17 protein-coding genes are annotated in these 17,478 nt (G+C 73.0%); 12 read left to right on the top strand and 5 right to left on the bottom strand.

The annotated features are described in order from the left end of the window. The first annotated feature begins 3 nt into the window (after positions 1–3). Positions 4–1,254, top strand: coding sequence for a M48 family metalloprotease (locus HNR68_RS22360; RefSeq protein WP_343050334.1), 1,251 nt, complete (start codon positions 4–6; stop codon positions 1,252–1,254). Between the two features lie 116 nt (positions 1,255–1,370). Here HNR68_RS22360 and HNR68_RS22355 read toward each other — a convergent pair whose 3' ends face one another. Then, positions 1,371–3,179, bottom strand: coding sequence for an AMP-binding protein (locus HNR68_RS22355; protein ID WP_179723710.1), 1,809 nt, complete (start codon positions 3,177–3,179; stop codon positions 1,371–1,373). A 219-nt stretch (positions 3,180–3,398) separates the two neighbouring features. Here HNR68_RS22355 and HNR68_RS22350 point away from each other — a divergent pair, with 219 nt between their 5' ends. The 5 genes from HNR68_RS22350 to HNR68_RS22330 all read left to right on the top strand — a co-directional run bounded on the left by HNR68_RS22350 (position 3,399) and on the right by HNR68_RS22330 (position 7,217). Further along, positions 3,399–4,187: a metallophosphoesterase family protein gene (locus tag HNR68_RS22350; protein ID WP_179723709.1), complete on the top strand. Its 789-nt coding sequence runs from the start codon at positions 3,399–3,401 to the stop codon at positions 4,185–4,187. A 64-nt stretch (positions 4,188–4,251) separates the two neighbouring features. Then, positions 4,252–4,695, top strand: coding sequence for an SRPBCC family protein (locus HNR68_RS22345; protein WP_179723708.1), 444 nt, complete (start codon positions 4,252–4,254; stop codon positions 4,693–4,695). 4 nt (positions 4,696–4,699) lie between these two features. Beyond that, positions 4,700–5,911 (top strand): ArsA family ATPase, encoded by a 1,212-nt coding sequence (locus HNR68_RS22340; RefSeq protein WP_179723707.1) that lies wholly within the window; start codon positions 4,700–4,702, stop codon positions 5,909–5,911. Beyond that, complete coding sequence (locus HNR68_RS22335) at positions 5,908–6,270, top strand: hypothetical protein (RefSeq protein WP_343050332.1); 363 nt, start codon at positions 5,908–5,910, stop codon at positions 6,268–6,270. Before HNR68_RS22340 ends, HNR68_RS22335 begins: the two co-directional genes overlap by 4 nt. Further along, positions 6,264–7,217: an ROK family protein gene (locus HNR68_RS22330; RefSeq protein WP_179723706.1), complete on the top strand. Its 954-nt coding sequence runs from the start codon at positions 6,264–6,266 to the stop codon at positions 7,215–7,217. The genes HNR68_RS22335 and HNR68_RS22330 overlap by 7 nt, the downstream gene beginning before the upstream one ends. On the opposite strand, the gene HNR68_RS22325 is transcribed toward HNR68_RS22330, so the two are convergent. Both HNR68_RS22325 and HNR68_RS22320 read right to left on the bottom strand, forming a co-directional pair. Beyond that, positions 7,214–7,678 (bottom strand): DUF308 domain-containing protein, encoded by a 465-nt coding sequence (locus tag HNR68_RS22325; RefSeq protein WP_179723705.1) that lies wholly within the window; start codon positions 7,676–7,678, stop codon positions 7,214–7,216. The genes HNR68_RS22330 and HNR68_RS22325 overlap by 4 nt on opposite strands. Continuing rightward, complete coding sequence (locus HNR68_RS22320; protein ID WP_179725378.1) at positions 7,675–8,442, bottom strand: alpha/beta fold hydrolase; 768 nt, start codon at positions 8,440–8,442, stop codon at positions 7,675–7,677. The genes HNR68_RS22325 and HNR68_RS22320 overlap by 4 nt, the downstream gene beginning before the upstream one ends. A 182-nt stretch (positions 8,443–8,624) precedes the next feature. Here HNR68_RS22320 and HNR68_RS22315 point away from each other — a divergent pair, with 182 nt between their 5' ends. The 4 genes from HNR68_RS22315 (at position 8,625) to HNR68_RS22300 (ending at position 12,944) form a co-directional block, all read left to right on the top strand. Continuing rightward, positions 8,625–9,374: a 1-acyl-sn-glycerol-3-phosphate acyltransferase gene (locus tag HNR68_RS22315; RefSeq protein ID WP_179723704.1), complete on the top strand. Its 750-nt coding sequence runs from the start codon at positions 8,625–8,627 to the stop codon at positions 9,372–9,374. Positions 9,375–9,449: 75 nt separating this feature from the next. Beyond that, positions 9,450–9,950: a polyadenylate-specific 3'-exoribonuclease AS gene (locus HNR68_RS22310; protein WP_179725376.1), complete on the top strand. Its 501-nt coding sequence runs from the start codon at positions 9,450–9,452 to the stop codon at positions 9,948–9,950. Positions 9,951–10,159: 209 nt separating this feature from the next. After that, positions 10,160–11,185 (top strand): 6-phosphofructokinase, encoded by a 1,026-nt coding sequence (locus tag HNR68_RS22305; RefSeq protein WP_179723703.1) that lies wholly within the window; start codon positions 10,160–10,162, stop codon positions 11,183–11,185. A gap of 301 nt (positions 11,186–11,486) precedes the next feature. Then, positions 11,487–12,944: an MFS transporter gene (locus tag HNR68_RS22300; RefSeq protein WP_343050330.1), complete on the top strand. Its 1,458-nt coding sequence runs from the start codon at positions 11,487–11,489 to the stop codon at positions 12,942–12,944. Between the two features lies 1 nt (position 12,945). Here the strand turns inward: HNR68_RS22300 and HNR68_RS22295 are convergent, their stop codons facing one another. Then, on the bottom strand, positions 12,946–13,749 hold the full coding sequence (locus HNR68_RS22295; RefSeq protein ID WP_179723701.1) for a hypothetical protein: 804 nt from the start codon (positions 13,747–13,749) through the stop codon (positions 12,946–12,948). Between the two features lie 169 nt (positions 13,750–13,918). Between HNR68_RS22295 and HNR68_RS22290 the strand changes: the two genes are divergently transcribed. Both HNR68_RS22290 and HNR68_RS22285 read left to right on the top strand, forming a co-directional pair. After that, complete coding sequence (locus tag HNR68_RS22290; protein ID WP_179723700.1) at positions 13,919–14,392, top strand: pyridoxamine 5'-phosphate oxidase family protein; 474 nt, start codon at positions 13,919–13,921, stop codon at positions 14,390–14,392. Positions 14,393–14,473: 81 nt separating this feature from the next. Then, a complete protein-coding gene (locus tag HNR68_RS22285; protein WP_179723699.1) occupies positions 14,474–15,862 on the top strand; it encodes a class II 3-deoxy-7-phosphoheptulonate synthase in 1,389 nt (462 codons plus the stop codon). Between the two features lie 53 nt (positions 15,863–15,915). On the opposite strand, the gene mptB is transcribed toward HNR68_RS22285, so the two are convergent. Then, entirely contained in the window at positions 15,916–17,475 is a 1,560-nt protein-coding gene (mptB, locus tag HNR68_RS22280) for a polyprenol phosphomannose-dependent alpha 1,6 mannosyltransferase MptB (protein ID WP_179723698.1), read from the bottom strand. Positions 17,476–17,478: the final 3 nt, after the last annotated feature.

The raw sequence follows: 17,478 nt of genomic DNA, 5'->3' as shown, positions 1-17,478 counted from the left end.
CCTGTGCTGGGGTCGGGGCGCTTTCGCGCATGGCTGGCTGCCGTCGCTTCCGGTGCCGTGCTGGCCGGGGTGGCGGTCCTCGGACTGCCCGCCACGCCGGGCGCGGTCGTCGAGCACGCCCCGCTGGCGGCGTCCGCGCCGCCGCACGAGCTCGCCGTGCGGCGGTTGCTGGCGCAGCGCGCCGCCGCGGTCCGCGCCGGGGACGAGGCCGCCTTCGCGGCCACAGTGGACCCCTGGGCGCCGGCGGAGTTCCGGCAGCGCCAGCTGGCCTGGTTCCGCGCGCTGGCTCAGGTCCCGCTCGCCGAGTGGTCCTACCGGCTCGACGCGACCACCGAACCGGCGGGGGACAGCTGGTCCCCGCACGTCGTGCTCCGGTACGCGCTGGCCGGGGTGGACAGCGTCCCGACCACCCGGCCGGTGGCCCAGTCCTTCGTGCGGCGGGGCGGTTCCTGGTACGTGGCCGACGACGCCGGGGCGCACCGGTGGCGCGGCCCCTGGGACTTCGGCCCGTGCCACGTCGAGCGCACGGCCACGGGGCTGGTGATCGGGCACGAGCGGGAGCCGGTCGAGCGGGTGGCGCGGCAGCTGGACGCCGCGGTCCGCGACGTGACCGAGGTCTGGGGGCCGGGCTGGGACCAGCGGGTGGGGGTGCTGGTGCCGGCCACGCGCGAGGAACTGCTGGCGCTGGTGGGGCCGGGGTTCACCGCGGAGGGCATCGCCGCGGTGGCGGTGGCGGACTGGGTGGACGTCGCGGCTCGGCGGGTGGAGGGGCCGCGGGTGGTGCTGAACCCGCGGGCCACCGAGGAGCTGTCCGACGCGGCGCTGCGGGTGGTGCTGCGCCACGAGATCACCCACATCGCCTCGCGCGCGTACACAGTGGACGAGGCGCCGATGTGGATGCGGGAGGGCTTCGCCGACTACGTCGGCTACCGCGACAGCCGGGTGCCACCGCGCGAGATCGCCCCCGACCTGGTCCGGTACGTGCGCACCAGCGGTCCGCCCCGGGGACTGCCGCGTGACGAGGACTTCCACCAGGCGGACCGCCAGCTGCGCCTGGCCTACCAGCTGTCGTGGTCGTTCGTCCGGCACCTGGCGCAGCGGTTCGGGGAGGAGCGCCTGGTGCGCCTCTACCACCGCGTCGCGGCCACCGGCGCACCCGACCAGACCGAAGCAGCCCTCCGCGAGGAGACCGGCCTCACCACGGCCGAACTCACCCGGGGCTGGGCCACCGACCTCGCCACGACCTTCGGCTGACGCCGGCCAGGCCCACCACCGCCGGGGCCGGTGCGACTCGGGGCGGGGTGGTGGCAGGTCCTGGGGAGCTGGCACCACCCCGCCCCGAGCCGGTGGGCGGTCGAGCCGGGAGCGGCTCAGGAGTAGATGGACTCGATGGCCGCGGCGTGGTTCTCGGCGACCTTGTTGCGCTTGAGCTTCATGCTCGGCGTCATCTCGCCGCTGGCCTCGGTGAAGTCCACCGGGAGGATGCGGAACTGCTTGATCTGCTCGGCCCGGGACACCGCCTTGTTGGCCTCGTCCACCGCCTTCTGCACCTCCGCGCGCAGGTCCGGGTCGTCCACCAGGTCGGCGACCGGGGTGTCCTCCGGGCGGTTGTGGTTGGCCAGCCAGGACGGCAGGAACTCCTGGTCCAGCGTGATCAGGGCACCGATGAACGGCTTCTTGTCGCCGACCACCATGCACTGGCTGATCAGCGGGTGCGACCGCAGCGCGTCCTCCAGCACGGCCGGGGCGACGTTCTTGCCGCCGGCGGTGACGATGATCTCCTTCTTGCGGCCGGTGATCCGCAGGAAGCCGTCCTCGTCGAGCGAGCCCAGGTCGCCGGTGTGGAACCAGCCGTCCTCCAGGGCCTCCTTGGTGGCCTGCGGGTTGTTCCAGTACTCGCGGAACACCACGTCACCCTTGATCAGCACCTCGCCGTCCTCGGCGATGCGGATCGTGGTGCCGGAGATCGGCCGGCCGACGGTGCCGACCTTGAACGCGCTCTCCACGTTCACCGCCGCCGCGGCGGTGGTCTCGGTGAGCCCGTAGCCCTCCAGCACCGGCACGCCGACGCCGCGGAAGAAGTGCGCCAGCCGCTCGCCCAGCGGCGCGCCACCGGAGACCGCGGCGATGCACCGGCCGCCGAGCGCGGCCCGCAGCTTGCCGTAGACGAGCTTGTCGAACACCAGGTGCTTGAGCTTCAGCGCCAGCCCGGCGCCACCGGAGTCCAGGGCGCGGCTGTAGGCGACGGCGGTCTCCTCGGCGGTGTCGAAGATCTTGCCCTTGCCGCTGCTGTGCGCCTTCTGCTTGGCGGTGTTGTAGACCTTCTCGAACACCCGCGGCACCGCGAGCACGAACGTCGGCCGGAACGAGCCGAGGTCGGCGACCAGCTCCTTGACGTCGCTGGTGTGCCCGAGGGTCACGCGGCCGTAGACGCACATCACGGTGATCGCGCGGGCCAGCACGTGCGCCATCGGCAGGAACATGAGCATCGAGTTGCCCGGCTTGGTCAGCTGCGGGAAGGCCTCGATGTCGGCCCGCACCTCGGCGAGCACGTTGCGGTGGGTCAGCACGCAGCCCTTGGGGCGGCCGGTGGTGCCCGAGGTGTAGATCAGGGTGGCCACGTCGTCGGCGTTCACCGCGCGGCGCCGCTGGTGCACCTCGCGCTCGTCGACGTCGGCGCCCAGGGCGGTCAGCTCGTCGACCGCGGTGGCCGCGCCGCCGCTGCTCGGTCCCTCGATCTGCCACACGTGGGAGACCTCGGGCAGCTTGTCCACGACCTTGTCCACCTCGGCGCGGTGGGCCTCGGTCTCCACGAAGACCGCCTTCGCACCGGAGTCGGTGAGGATCCACTCGGCCTGGTCGGCCGAGGAGGTCTCGTAGATCGGCACCGTGACGCAGCCCGCGGTCCAGATCGCGAAGTCCAGCAAGCTCCACTCGTAGCGGGTCCGGGACATCAGCCCGACCCGGTCTCCCGGCTGGAGGCCGCTGGCCACCAGGCCCTTCGCCACCGCCAGCACCTGCGCGGCGAAGTCGGCGGCCGTGACGTCGACCCAGGTGCCGTCCACCCGGCGCCGGAAGCTCACCGTGCTCCCGAAGCGCTCCGCGTTGGCCCACACCATGTCGGTGAGGTTCTCGTCATCGGCCACCGCCGTGGTGGCAGGTGCGCTGAACTCTCGCACGTCGAAACCTCCGAAAACACGCCAGTCAGTGGGCCACAACCTAACGCCGATGGTTACTGAGCGGTAGTCCCCTCCGGTCCTGCCCCTTCAGCGAGACCCAGCCTAGATCCCGACGTGATCGACCCGGTGACTCCGGTCCCCTCCCGCCCCACGGGCGGTGGGCGACGCCCCCGGGACGGATTACGTTCGAGGGGAGCAGTCGCGGGTGATGGGAGTCGGATGCGGGTCCACGTCGTTTCGGATGTGCACGGCAACGTCGAAGCGCTCAAGCGTGCGGGGGACGGGGCCGACGCGCTCGTGGTCCTCGGTGACCTGATCGACTTCGTCGACTACCACGACCACGGCAAGGGGATCCTCGGGCGCGTGTTCGGCGCCGAGAAGGTGGCCCGGTTCGCCGAGCTGCGCCGCGGCGCGCACAGCGCGGAGTTCGGCGCCTACGTGCGGTCCCTGTGGGGGAGCCTGACCGACCCCGCCCGGGTGGTCGAGGAGGCGGTGCGCGAGCAGTACGCCGAGCTGTTCGGCGCGATGACCGCCCCCACCTACGCCACCCCCGGCAACGTCGACGCGCCGCACCTGTGGCCGGAGTTCGCCGGCACCGGGGTGCACGTGCTGGACGGCGACAGCGTGGAGATCGGCGGGCTGACCTTCGGGTTCGTCGGCGGCACGGTGCTCCCGCCCGGCGCGGTGCTGCGCAAGCACGCGGCCTGGGTGCCCTACCTGCGGCAGGCCGAGGACTACGACGCGGCCGTGGCGGCGTTGCCCCGGGTGGACGTGCTGTGCACCCACCTGCCGCCCGCGGTGCCGGAGCTGACCTACGACGTGGTGGCCCGCCGGCCGGAGCTGGGGTCGGCCGCGCTGGTCGAGCGGATCGCCGCCGACCGGCCGCGCTGGTCGCTGTTCGGCCACGTGCACCAACCGCTGGCGCCGCGGGTGCGCCTGGGCCGGACCGAGTGCGTCAACGTCGGGCATTTCAAGCGGACCGGACGCCCGTACGTCATCCAGTGGTGACGGAGGTCGAACACCGAGGTCCTCGGCGGCGCTGGGCGCACCGGCAACCGGTAACCTGCGGCGCATGGTCGATCAGTCCACCCAGTCCATCGTGATCGAGGCCCCCGCCGCGCGGATCATGGACGTCATCGGGGATTTCGCCGCCTACCCGGAGTGGGCGGAAGCGGTGAAGGAGACCGAGGTGCTCTCCCGCACCCCGGACGGCAAGGCCGCTCAGGTGCGCTTCGTGCTGGACGCGGGGGTGGTCAAGGACACCTACGTCAACGCCTACGACTGGGCGGCCGACGGGCTGTCGGTCAGCTGGGAGCTCACCGAGGGGCAGGTGCAGAAGGCGCAGCGCGGCAGCTACCGGCTCAACCCGCTGTCCGACGACCGCACCGAGGTCACCTACAGCCTCGCGGTGGACCTGGCCATCCCGATGATCGGGATGTTCAAGCGCAAGGCGGAGAAGATGATCATGGACACGGCGCTGAAGGAGCTCAAGCGCCGCGTCGAACGGGCCGAGTGAGCCGTTGCGGACCCTGCTGTTCACCGGGAAGGGCGGAGTGGGCAAGACCACCCTCGCCGCGGCCACGGCCACCCACGTGGCCCGAGCGGGCGGCAAGGTGCTCGTGGTCTCCACCGACCCCGCGCACTCGCTGGGCGACGCGCTCGGTGTCGAGCTCGGCGCCGAGCCCGCGGAGGTGCGGCTGGACCAGGCGGTGCTGCACGCCGCCGAGGTGCAGACCCGCGCGCTCGTCGACGGCACCTGGGACGTGCTGCGCGAGCACCTGCGGACGGTGCTCCAGGGCGCCGGGGTGGACGAGGTCGACGCCGAGGAGCTGACCGTGCTGCCCGGGGTGGAGGACCTGCTCGCGCTCACCGAGGTGCACCGGCTGGCCGCCAGCGGGCTGTGGGACACCGTGCTCGTCGACTGCGGGCCGACCGCGGAGACCCTGCGGCTGCTCGCCCTGCCGGAATCGCTGGCCGGCTACCTGGAACGGTTGTTCCCGGCGCACCGCAGGGCGGTGCGGGGACTGCTCGCCGGCATCGCGGGCAGCGACCAGGTGCAGCGCTGGGACGCGGTGGCCGACGGCCTGGGGCGGCTGGCGGAACGGCTGGCCGCGCTCAAGGACCTGCTCACCGGCCCGGGCACCAGCGTGCGGCTGGTGCTGACCCCGGAATCGGTGGTCGCCGCGGAGACCCGCCGGACCCTGACCGCGCTGGCGCTGCAGCAGGTCCGGGTGGACGGACTGGTGGCCAACCGCGTGGTGCCGGACCCGGGGTCGGCGCGGGGCGCGGCGGCGCAGTGGCTGCGCACCCGGCGCCGCGAGCAGGAAGCCGTCCTCGACTCCCTGCGCGCCGCGACCGACCTGCCGGTGCGCGTCGTGGAGCACCGCGCCGCCGAACCGGTGGGCGCGGAGGCGCTCCAGGCGCTCGGCGCCGAGCTCTACGGGCAGGCGGACCCGCTGGAGGACCCGTCGAGCGCGCCGGTCATGCGGGTCGTCGGCGGCGGGCGGTCGCTGGACGCCGAGTACGAGCTGCAGATCGGGCTGCCCCTGCACCCCGGAGCCGAGCTGGACCTGGCGCGCGTGGGGGACGAGCTGGCGATCACAGTGGACGGTCGTCGCCGCCTGGTCGCGCTGCCCGCCGTGCTGCGGCGGTGCGTCGTGACCTCGGCGATCGCCGGAGACGACGGGCTGACCGTGCGCTTCCGGCCCGATCCGGAACAGTGGATGCGGTGAGAGCGGTGGACGGAACGGGCAAGCACGAGCAACTGGTCGAGGAGCTGCGGCTGCTGCTCGACGCGCTGGCGGGCAGGGCCGAGGAGTACCTGCGCGGGTGCGGCACGCGCGCCGAGGCCGAGGAGCGCGGCTGCGGCTGGTGCCCGCTGTGCGCGGCGGTGGCGCTGGTGCGCGGGCGCCGCCCCGAGCTCAACGACCAGCTGCTCGGGATCGTGCAGCTGCTGCGGCAGGCGGTGGCCGATCCCGAGCCGGAGCCGGCGCAGCCGGAGCGCGCACCGGAGGAGCCCACCAAGGTGCAGCGGATCCACGTGCGGCGGGTGGGCGGCACGGTGCTGGACGGGGCCGAAGCGCAGTGCTGACGATCGGAGTGGACGTCGGCGGGACCAGCGTGCGCGCCGCCGTCGTGGACCAGCACGGCGAAGTCCTGGAGACCCACCGGGTGCCGACCCCGTCCGGCGGCCCGGAGCTCAACGACGCGATCGCCAGCACGGTGCGGGTGCTGTCCGACCGGTACCCGGTGGCCGCGGTCGGGCTCGCCGTGGCGGGCTTCGTCAGCGAAGACCGCCGCATGGTGCGGTTCGCGCCCCACCTGGCGTGGCGGCACGTCGCGGTCGCCGACGAGCTCTCCGCGCAGCTGGGGCTGCCGGTCGTGCTGGAGCACGACGCCAACGCGGCGGCCATCGCCGAGCACCGGTTCGGCGCCGCGATCGGCGCCCGGGTGGCGGCGTTGGTGGCCATCGGCACGGGCATCGGGGCCGCCCTGGTGATCGACGGGGAGGTCTTCCGCGGCGCCCGCGGCGTGGCGCCGGAGCTCGGGCACCTGCGGGTCGTCCCGGACGGCAGGCAGTGCTCGTGCGGCAAGCGCGGCTGCCTGGAGCGCTACTGCAGCGGGACGGCGCTGGCCGCCACCGCCGCGGAGCTGCTGCGCGCCGGGGACGAGCCCAGCGTGCTGCGGGAGCTGGCCGAACCGACCGGTGTGGACGTCGCCGAGGCGGCGGAGGCCGGCGACCCGCTCGCGCGGCGCGCGATGGCCGACCTGGCGCGCTGGCTCGGCGAAGGGCTGGCGCTGGTCGCCGACGTCTACGACCCGGAGGTCGTGGTGATCGCGGGCGGGGTGTCGAGCTCGGCGCACCTGTACCTGGACGCGGCGCGCGAGCACTACGCGCGGACGGTCACCGGCGCGGGGCACCGCCCGCTGGCGGACGTCGTCGTCGCCCGGTACGGCGACCCGGCGGCCATGATCGGTGCGGCCGCCCTGGCCCGCGAGCACGTCCTGCAGGCGCCCAAGGCCCCGTTCGGCGGCTAGACCTGGGCGCCGTCGTCGTCGGACCCGCGCGGGGGCTGGCGCAGGCGCAGCAGGAGCCAGCCGATGCCGCCGCTGATCAGCACCAGGCCCAGCGGCAGCGCGACCGCGCCCGACAGCCCGGCCAGGCCGGACCCGAGCGTGACCAGCACGCCGACCACCACGACCACGATGCCCACCAGGGTGCCCGCGCGCGGGGTCGGCAGCGGCGGGGGCTCCGGCGGGACGTAGTGCTCGTCGTCCTCGTCGGCCGACGGCGTCCAGTCCCGCGGCCCGCTCTCGACCGGCGCGACCGCTGTCGGCTCGACCGCAGGCGGCGTCTCCGTCCGGTCGTCCTCGTCGCCCGGGTCGGCGTCCTCGGGCCACCGCGCGAAGGTCGCGTCCCGTTCCAGGTCGGCGACGATCTCGGCGAAGGCGGCGTCGATGTCCTCCGGCCCGTCGGGGTTGTCGCGGCGCGTGCTCATACGGCTTCCTCGGCCCGGTAGCGGTGGATCCGTTGCAGGAACTCGACGCTACCGCTGAACACCTGCGGTGCGTCGTGGTCCAACGTCGCGACGTGGAAGCTGTCCGCCAGCACCACCTCGGTGACGTCCTCGCTGCTCACCCCGTCCAGCACGGTCGCGGCGTTCGCCGGTTCGACGACGTGGTCGACCGCGGAGCGGAACAGCAGCACCGGCTGCCGGACGCGCCGCAGGTCGGCGCGGACGACGTCCCACAGCTGCTGCAGGCTGGCCATCGCCCGCAGCGGCAGCCGGTGGTAGGCCAGCTCGAACCCGTCGGGCTTGGCGATGTCGCCGGTGATGCCGCCGACCGACGGCCACACGCGGCTCAGCAGCGGCACCAGCCGCGCGGCCTTCCGCTGCGTCAGCACCGACGGGTTGACCAGCACGAGGCCCGCCACGTCCGGGTGCTCCTGGGCCAGCCGCAGCGCGAGCGTACCGCCCATGGACTGGCCGAACACGAACACCGACGTGCACCGCCCGCGCAGGTCCGCGAGCTCGTCCTCGACGGCCCGGTACCAGTCCTGCCAGGTGGTGCGGTTCAGGTCCGGCCAGCGGGTGCCGTGCCCGGGCAGCAGCGGGCAGCGCACCGTCACGCCCTCCGCGGCCAGGTGCTCGCCCCAGGCCCGCATGCTCTGCGGTGTGCTGGTGAAACCGTGGCAGAGCAGGACGCCGACGTCCTCCGATCCGTCGTGCGCGAACGGTTCGGCGCCGGAGGGCACGGGCACCACAGCCTCCCTGAGCATCGGTGTGCCGGTAGGGTCATCGTCGCACGGGATGCCGACGAACGGGGCCGCCTCGCGGATCCGGGAATCGGGTAGATCACCATCGTCGCGATCGCATTGTGCTGGTCGCGCGTGCTCCGTAGGCTGAGCAGCGGAATCTTGCTGGGCAGGGAGGCGGCGGCGCGGTGTTGTACTGGGTGATGAAGCACGTTCTGCTCGGGCCCTGGTTGAAGCTGTTCTTCCGTCCGGAGATCCACGGCGCCGAGCACGTGCCGAGCAGGGGTGGTGCGATCCTGGTCAGCAACCACCTCGCGGTCGCTGACTCGTTCTTCATGCCGCTGATGATGCCGCGCCGGGTCACCTTCCTGGCCAAGCGCGAGTACTTCACCGGCAAGGGTTTCAAGGGCAAGCTCAAGAAGTACTTCTTCTCCGGCGTCGGCCAGGTGCCGATCGACCGCTCCAGCGGCGCCGCCGCGCAGGCCGCGCTGGACACCGGCGTCCGGCTGCTCCGCGAGGGCAAGCTGCTCGGCGTCTACCCGGAGGGCACCCGTTCGCCGGACGGCCGGCTGTACAAGGGCAAGACCGGGGTGGCGCGGATGGCGCTGGAGTCCGGTGCCCCGGTGATCCCGATCGCGATGTTCGGCACCGACCGGGTCAACCCGATCGGCTCGAAGATGTGGTACCCGCACAAGGTCGTGGTCAAGGTCGGGCCGCCGCTGGACTTCTCCCGCTACGAGGGGATGGCCGGCGACCGGTTCGTCGAGCGGTCGATCACCGACGAGATCATGTACGCCCTGATGGAGCTGTCCGGCCAGGAGTACGTCGACGTCTACGCGGCCAAGGTCAAGGACGACATGGCCGCGCAGGGCAAGCACATCGCGGGCTGGAAGCCCAGCGGGTCCAGCGACCGGCTGCCGGAGTCGAAGGCCGGCTGACCCGCCGGGCCGCGGTCGCGGTGCGCGGTCCCTCCCCGTACACGCAGCGCGATGACCGGCACCTACGCTGATCTGGTGAGGTTCTTCTACGACTGCGAGTTCATCGAGGACGGACAGACCATCGAGCTGGTGTCGATCGGGATGGTCGACGAGTCCGGCCGCGAGTTCTACGCGGTGTCCACCGAGTTCGACGCGTCCCGGGCAGGCGCCTGGGTCCGGCAGCACGTGCTGCCGCAGCTGCCGCCGCCCGCCGACCCGTGCTGGCGCTCGCGCGCCCGGATCCGCGAAGACCTCTACGAGTTCATGACCTCGCGCGGCTCGAACCCCGAGCTGTGGGCCTGGTACGCGGCCTACGACCACGTGGCGCTGGCCCAGCTGTGGGGCGCGATGCCGATGCTGCCGTCGCGGATCCCGAAGTTCACCCGCGACCTCCGCCAGCGCTGGGAGGACGTGGGCAAGCCGAAGCTGCCCGCCGCCCCGGAGAACGCGCACGACGCGCTCGCCGACGCCCGGCACAACCTGGAGCGGTGGAAGGTCATCGAGGAAGTGCGCAAGAAGCGCGGTTTCGCCATCTGATCCGGCGGCGTGTGCTCGCCTCGCTTGGCGGTGCCGGTGGTGGGGGCTCGAGCCAGGGGTGCGGCGCCGTCGGTGAACTGGGGGCGGTCGCGGCTGGTGGGGGTGCGGTTGCTTGCTGCAACGATCCAGTCCGTGCCAGGCTGTGTCAGGGGGAGACCTCTGTCACAACCAGGCTCACTGAGGAGGCGGCGAAAACCATGCCCGCTGGAATGCGTGTCGGAGTGCTCACCGGGGGCGGCGACTGCCCCGGCCTCAACGCGGTGCTCCGGGCGGTGACCCGCAAGGGGATCTCGGTGCACCAGCACGAGGTCCTGGGCTTCCGCAGCGGGTGGCTGGGCCCGGTGGAGGGCCTGACCATGCCGCTCACCCTGGACCGCGTCGAGGACGTCCTGAGCCGCGGCGGCACCATCCTCGGCTCCTCCCGGACCAACCCGTACAAGGTCGACGACGGCATCGCCAAGCTCAAGAACACCTTGGCGGAGCACCGCGTGGACGCGCTCATCGCGATCGGTGGCGAGGACACCCTCGGCGTCGCCGAGCAGCTCACCCACGACGGGGTGCCGGTGGTCGGCGTGCCCAAGACCATCGACAACGACCTGGACGCCACCGACTACACCTTCGGCTTCGACACTGCGGTGCACATCGCCACCGAGGCCATCGACCGGCTGCGCACCACGGCGGAGTCGCACCACCGCGCGCTGGTGGTGGAGGTGATGGGCCGCCACGCCGGGTGGATCGCCCTGCACTCCGGCCTGGCCGGCGGCGCCAACGTGATCCTGGTGCCGGAGAAGCCGTTCCGCGTCGAGCAGGTCTGCGACTGGGTGGAGCAGCGCTTCGAGCGCCAGTACGCGCCGATCATCGTGGTCGCCGAGGGCGCGGTGCCGGAGGGCGGCCAGGAGGTGCTGGCCACCGGCGAGCGCGACGCCTTCGGGCACGTCCGGCTGGGCGGGGTCGGGACCTGGCTGGCGGACGAGATCGCCAAGCGCACCGGCAAGGAGTCCCGCGCGGTGGTCCTCGGCCACGTGCAGCGCGGCGGCACCCCGACCGCCTACGACCGGGTGCTGGCGACTCGCTTCGGCCTGCACGCCATCGACGCGGTCACCGAGGGCGACTTCGGCAAGATGGTCGCCCTCCGCGGCACGGACATCGTCCGCGTGCCGCTGCGCGAAGCCACGGCCCGGCTCAAGACGGTCCCGCTGGAGCGCTACGCCGAGGCCGAGGTCCTCTTCGGCTGACCCGATCTGCGGTCGCGGCCCGTCGACCGCGACCCACACCCGCACGCCGCCCCGGACACGCCGACGCCGTGTCCGGGGCGGCGCGATCTCCCGGGCAATCGGACACCTGGTTCCCCGGGGAGTCGCGTGAGCGCCGGTGCCCCGAGGCACGCCGCGAGCGGCGTGTTCCAGCATGTGGACGGCCGGTTCCGGACGGTTAGGCTGGCCCCTCGCGAACGGGCGCAGGTGCCGCGCACGCGGCAGGAGCCGCGCCTGCGCGAGCCCCCGCCCGAGCACGATCGTTCGACGCGGAGGGGAAGCAGTGTCCACGCAACCGGTGGCCGGCGGGGAGCAGGTGCTCATCCGCTCGGCTCGGGACGTCACCGACCTGGTCAACTCGGGCGCCGCGCGGGGCAGCCACGCGAAGGTGATCGTGCTGCTGGCGCTCGGCGGCATCTTCCTCGACGCCTACGACCTGACCTCGCTGGCCTACGGCATCACCGACATCAAGCAGCAGTTCGGCCTCTCCCCGGTCGGGGCGGGCACCGTCACCGCCTCCATCAGCGTCGGCGCCATCTTCGGCGCCTGGCTCGGCGGCGTCCTGGTGGACCGGCTCGGCCGCTACCGGGTGTTCATGGCCGACATGCTGTTCTTCGTGGTCTCCGCGCTCGGCTGCGCGCTCGCGCCGAACGTGGAGGTCCTGGTCGTCTGCCGGTTCCTCATGGGCTTCGGCGTCGGCATGGACATCCCGGTCGCCATGGCCTTCCTGGCCGAGTTCTCCCGCCTGAAGGGCAAGGGCAGCAAGGGCTCCCGCACGGCCGCCTGGTCGCCGGCCTGGTACGGGGCCACCAGCGCCTGCTACCTGGTGATCATGGCGCTGTACTTCGCGCTGCCCGACCAGCACCACGACCTGCTGTGGCGGTTCACCGTCGGCTTCGGCGCGGTGCCCGCGCTGGTGATCCTGCTGGTGCGCAACAAGTACATGAACGAGTCGCCCTCGTGGGCGGCGAACCAGGGCGACCTGGAGCGCGCCGCGGAGATCCTGCGCTCCTCCTACGGCGTCAACGCGGTGGTGGCCCCGGACGCGGAGGTGGCCGGGACGCAGCAGGCCGAGCGCCGCGGCCTGCGCGACTTCGCGCGGCTGTTCCACCGCCGCTACCGCGCCCGGACCGTCCAGGCGCTGACCATCGGCCTGGCCCAGACCTTCGGCTACAACGCGGTCGCCTACGGCCTGCCGATCATCATCGCCAGCATCCTCGCCCAGGGCGCGCTGAACACCATCACCGCGTCGCTGGTGCTCAACCTGGTCTTCGCGGTCACCGGCGGGCTGCTCGGCATCCGGCTGGCCAACGCGGCCGGTGCCTGGACGATGACCTTCTCCGGCTTCGCGGTGCAGTTCGCCTCGCTGGTGGTGCTGGCGCTCATCGGGGAGCCCTCGGCGACCGCGTACGTGCTGTTCGCCATCGGCGCGCTGGGCGCGTTCATGTTCGCCCAGGCGTCGGGGCCGGGCGCGCACTTCATGAGCTTCGCCTCGCTGAGCTACCCGACCGAGATGCGCGGCACCGGCATCGGCTTCAACCAGGGCACCCTGCGGGTCGGCTCCACGCTGGCGCTGTTCTTCTTCCCGGTGCTCAGCGCGGCCCTCGGCAGCGGCGTGTTCTGGGTGATCGCGCTCGCCCCGCTGATGGGCCTGGTCGCCCTGCTGGCCAAGCGGTGGGAGCCGGTGGGCTACGACGCCGACGCGGTCCAGGCCCGGTGGGAGCGGGAGCCCGCCGCGTGAGCTAGCCCGGCTGCTCCCACACCGTGATGTCGAGTTCCATCCGGTAGGCGCTGTCCGAGCTGTTGCGGAAGGAGCGGACGACGACCCGCGCGTAGGCGCCGTCGTCGGTCTTCACGCAGAACGCCGCGCCGGGCCTCAGGCTCGAGGACTCGACGGTGTCGACGTAGCCGGCGCGCACGCAGTCCGCGTAGGTGGCGTCGGGTGTTGCGGGTGCGAGGTCGTTCCTCGCGTGGAGGTCGCCGGAGTAGTTCACGAGGTCCTCGTCGGAACTCTTCAGGGCCTCCTCGGCGGGCCAGAGCGGATCGGTGGAGTCCAGGTCCAGCGCGTACCCGTCGGTCAGCACGATGGGGTGGTCGCCGGTCTCGCGCCGGACCGGGGGCGTGATCGAGCCGTTCGGCACCGAGGACGAGGTCGTCGGGGCTGAGCTCGTCGTGGCAGCAGCCGAGCTCGGCGCGGGTGCGGCCGTCCCGGCGGGAGGAGACGGGGGCTGGGCGGGCGGTGTCGGGGAGGTCGCCGCGAGCAGGGACTGGGTGGCGATCGCGGTGATCACCGCCGCGCCCGCCACCACCCCGACGACCGCCACCAGGACCCACTGGTCGACGCGCTTGCCGTAGCTCGACACCAGGTGCACCGCGCCGAGCAGCAGCGCGACCGCGGCGATGACCAGGGCGAGGGCCGTCGTCGGCCCGGTCAGCAGGGTGACCACCGCGGCGACGTCCGCGACGATCCCGACCGGCCACAGCCGCTGTCCCACCGACTTGCGTTCCCGCTGTCGTCCCTGGGGCTCCACGCGCGCGCCCGTCACCGCTGCTCCTCCTTCGACGTGGACGGAACGGAGCCTAGCGGTGGCGGTGCGTGGTCAGGGCCGCTTTCCGGACGAACGGGTGATCTGGCTCGCCCGCACCGCGTTGACGGGGCGCCGTTCGCCGGACCACGATCGGCGGTCACCACCACCGGCGGGAACGGAGCAGCGGATGTCGCGACGCGGCCAGATCACCATGACCGAGGACGAGGTCGTCGAGTTCATCGGCCAGCGGCGGGTGGTGGTGCTGGCCACGGTGAAGCCCGACGGGCGGCCGCACCTGGTGCCGATGTGGTTCGTGCACGACGGCCCGGTCATCGAGGTGTGGTCCTACGCACGCGCGCAGAAGACGCGGAACCTGCGCCGCGACCCGCGCGCCACGCTGCTGCTGGAGGCCGGCACCGGGTACAGCGAGCTGCGCGGGGTGTCGCTGGAGTGCGACGTGGAGCTGCTGGAGTCGCCGGAGGACGTGGAGCGCATCGGCACGGGGCTCGCCGTGCGCTACGGCACGGCCTCGCCGCTGGACCTCAGTGACGAGCAGGCCCGCGCCGCACTGCGCGCGAAGGCCGCCAAGCGGGTCGGCATCCGGTTCACCCCCACCCGGACGATCAGCTGGGACCACCGCAAGCTCGGCGGCGCCTACTGAATCGAGCTCTGCTGGGCTTCCGCATCGTGGGACCGGCTTCCCGGAGTGAGTGCTCCAGCGTCGACCGCCTATCCTGGGCACGTGAACTGGACCGTCGACGTCCCCGTGGATGACCTGCCCGAACTGCCTCCGCTGCCGCCCGAGCTGCGCGCCCGGCTCGACGACGCGCTGTCCCGGCCCGCTGCCCAGCAGCCGAAGTGGCCGGACCCCGAGCAGGTGAAGAACGTCCGGAAGGTGCTCGAGAGCGTCCCTCCGGTGACCGTGCCCTCCGAGGTCGACCAGCTGCGCGAGCACCTCGCCGCGGTCGCCCGGGGTGAGGCCTTCCTGCTCCAGGGCGGTGACTGCGCGGAAACCTTCGCGGACAACACCGAGCCGCACATCCGCGGCAACATCCGCACGTTGCTGCAGATGGCCGTGGTGCTCACCTACGGCGCGAGCATGCCGGTGGTCAAGGTCGGCCGCATCGCGGGGCAGTACGCCAAGCCGCGCTCCAGCGACACCGACGCGCTGGGCCTGCCGTCCTACCGCGGCGACATGGTGAACTCGCTGGTGGCCACCGAGGAAGCGCGCCGCCACGACCCGTCGCGGCTGATCCGGGCCTACGCCAACGCCAGCGCGGCGATGAACCTCTCCCGCGCCCTGACCAGCGCAGGCATGGCCGCGCTGACCAAGGTGCACGACTGGAACAAGGACTTCGTGCTCAACTCCCCGGCCGGGGAGCGCTACGAGTCCGTCGCCGCCGAGATCGACCGCGGCCTGCGCTTCATGGCGGCGTGCGGGGTCGACGACTCCAGCCTGCACGCGGTCCAGTTCTACGCCAGCCACGAGGCGCTGGTGATGGACTACGAGCGCGCCATGCTCCGGCTGGACACCACGGGTGACCGGCCGCGCCTGTTCGACCTGTCCGGCCACTTCCTGTGGGTGGGGGAGCGGACCCGCCAGCTCGACGGCGCGCACGTCGCCTTCGCCGAGCTGATCTCCAACCCGATCGGCATCAAGATCGGCCCGACCACCACGCCCGAGCAGGCCGTGGAGTACGTCGAGCGGCTGGACCCGAACAACGAGCCGGGCCGCCTGACGCTGATCAGCCGGATGGGCAACGGCAAGGTGCGGGACGTGCTGCCGGCCATCGTGGAGAAGGTCACCGCCTCCGGGCACCAGGTGATCTGGCAGTGCGACCCCATGCACGGCAACACCCACGAGTCCAGCACCGGCTACAAGACCCGCCACTTCGACCGGATCGTCGACGAGGTCCAGGGCTTCTTCGAGGTGCACCACCGGCTCGGCACGCACCCCGGCGGCATCCACGTGGAGCTGACCGGCGAGGACGTCACCGAGTGCCTGGGTGGTGCGCAGGAGATCTCCGACACCGACCTCGCGGGCCGCTACGAGACGGCCTGCGACCCGCGGCTGAACACCCAGCAGTCGCTGGAGCTGGCGTTCCTGGTCGCGGAGATGCTCCGCGGCTGACCGACGACCGTCCGACCGGGCCCCGGGACCCTCGCGGTTCCGGGGCCCGTCGTCTACCGGCGGGAGGCCAGCGGTGCGCGGGAGGCGCGGCCGACGACCTCGCTGAGGCCCAGCGGGTCGAAGCGGACCAGGGACAGCCCGCCGAGCAGCGCCGCGCCGATGCCCACCGCCACGAACGGCCAGTTGTACATCGCCTGCTCGCCGTCCGGGTAGTACGCCAGCACCAGGGCGATCGAGGCGCCGACCACGTAGGACAGCGCCCGGGGCGTCCAGGCGAACGCGGCGCCCAGCGCCAGGCCCCAGGTGGTGTACCAGGGCAGCAGGACCGGGGACAGGAGGGCGCCGCAGCACAGCACGATCGCCGCGCGGCGCACCGCGTCCGGGCCGCCCTCGCGCGCCTGCCACCAGTGCCAGACCAGCAGCACCACGAGCAGCGCGGAGCCGAGCGTGCGGGTGGTGCCCACGAACGGCCAGATGTTGGTCTCGCCGAACAGCGACACCAGGCTGTGCACCGCCTGGCCGACTGCGGTCGGGGCGGACAGGTAGTTCACGATCATGCCGGGGGCCGACAGCCCGGACAGCCAGCCGAGCCCGACCTTGGCCAGCAGCGTGCACCCGCCGAAGACCACCGTGAACACCCCGAGCGCGGGGACCACCGCGCGCACGAACCGCTGCCACAGCGGCCCGGTGAGCCGGGCCGCCCAGAGCCACACCAGGAACGGCAGCGCCAGCCCGGCGGTGGCCTTGACCGCCATGGCCGCGGAGGCCAGCGCGATGCCGGCGGCGCTGCGCCCCTCCAGCGCCAGCAGGGTGCCCACCGCGAGCAGCCCGATCATCAGCATGTCGTTGTGCGGGCCGCCCACCAGGTGCACCACCGTCATCGGGCTCGCCGCGACCAGCCACAGCGCGACCGGCAGCCGGCCGCCGAGGTGGCGGACCAGGCCGGGCAGCGCGCAGACCAGCATCACCAGGCCGCCGAGCAGCACCAGCCGCATCACGATGACGCTGGCGATGATGTCGTGCCCGGCCAGCAGGACCACGCCCTTGGCCACGCCCATGAACAGCGGCCCGTACGGGGCCGGCGTGGTCTGCCAGGTCGGGTGCACGTTCTCCGGGATCGGGCCGGTGAGCGCGGACGGGCCGACGCCGTAGGGGTCGAGCCCGTGCAGCGCCAGCAGCCCCTGTCCGAGGTAGCTGTAGACGTCGCGGGTGAACAGCGGCGGGGCGATGAGCATCGGCGCCAGCCAGGCGACCGTCGCCCACAGCACGCCGCGGGAGGTCACCAGGTGCGCGAGCACCCCGCGCCCGAGCCGCACCCACGCCCACACCAGCAGTGCGAAGCCGAGGTAGACGACGGCGACGGCGACGTCCTGGCCGTGCCCGTAGCGCAGCACCGACAGCGGGCCGGAGCCGAGGAACGGGTCGTGCACGAGCGTGCCGCCCGCGCCGAACCCCCCGACCACGAGCAGCGCGGACCCGATGGCGCCGAGCGCGATGGTGCGCAGCGGCAGCGGACGGCCCGCACGCCGTCCGCCGCTGGCCAGGTCGGCTGTCGTGTTGTCGGTCCGTTCGGACCAGTCGGGGGCCGACTCGGTGGAGACAGTCGGGGACATCGT

The organism is Saccharopolyspora hordei (assembly GCF_013410345.1).
GTDB classification, from domain to species: Bacteria; Actinomycetota; Actinomycetes; order Mycobacteriales; family Pseudonocardiaceae; genus Saccharopolyspora; species Saccharopolyspora hordei.
Note: the sequence above shows the minus strand (reverse complement) of the source record. Positions and strands in the feature narration are given on the sequence as shown.

Bases quoted from the DNA above. Each gene is read 5' to 3' on its own strand.
- HNR68_RS22345 (WP_179723708.1), top strand. From the start codon at position 4,252: ATGGTCGATCAGTCCACCCAGTCCATCGTGATCGAGGCCCCCGCCGCG.
- HNR68_RS22290 (WP_179723700.1), top strand. From the start codon at position 13,919: ATGTCGCGACGCGGCCAGATCACCATGACCGAGGACGAGGTCGTCGAG.
- HNR68_RS22325 (WP_179723705.1), bottom strand. From the start codon at position 7,678: ATGAGCACGCGCCGCGACAACCCCGACGGGCCGGAGGACATCGACGCC.
- HNR68_RS22350 (WP_179723709.1), top strand. From the start codon at position 3,399: ATGCGGGTCCACGTCGTTTCGGATGTGCACGGCAACGTCGAAGCGCTC.
- mptB (WP_179723698.1), bottom strand. From the start codon at position 17,475: ATGTCCCCGACTGTCTCCACCGAGTCGGCCCCCGACTGGTCCGAACGG.
- HNR68_RS22305 (WP_179723703.1), top strand. From the start codon at position 10,160: ATGCGTGTCGGAGTGCTCACCGGGGGCGGCGACTGCCCCGGCCTCAAC.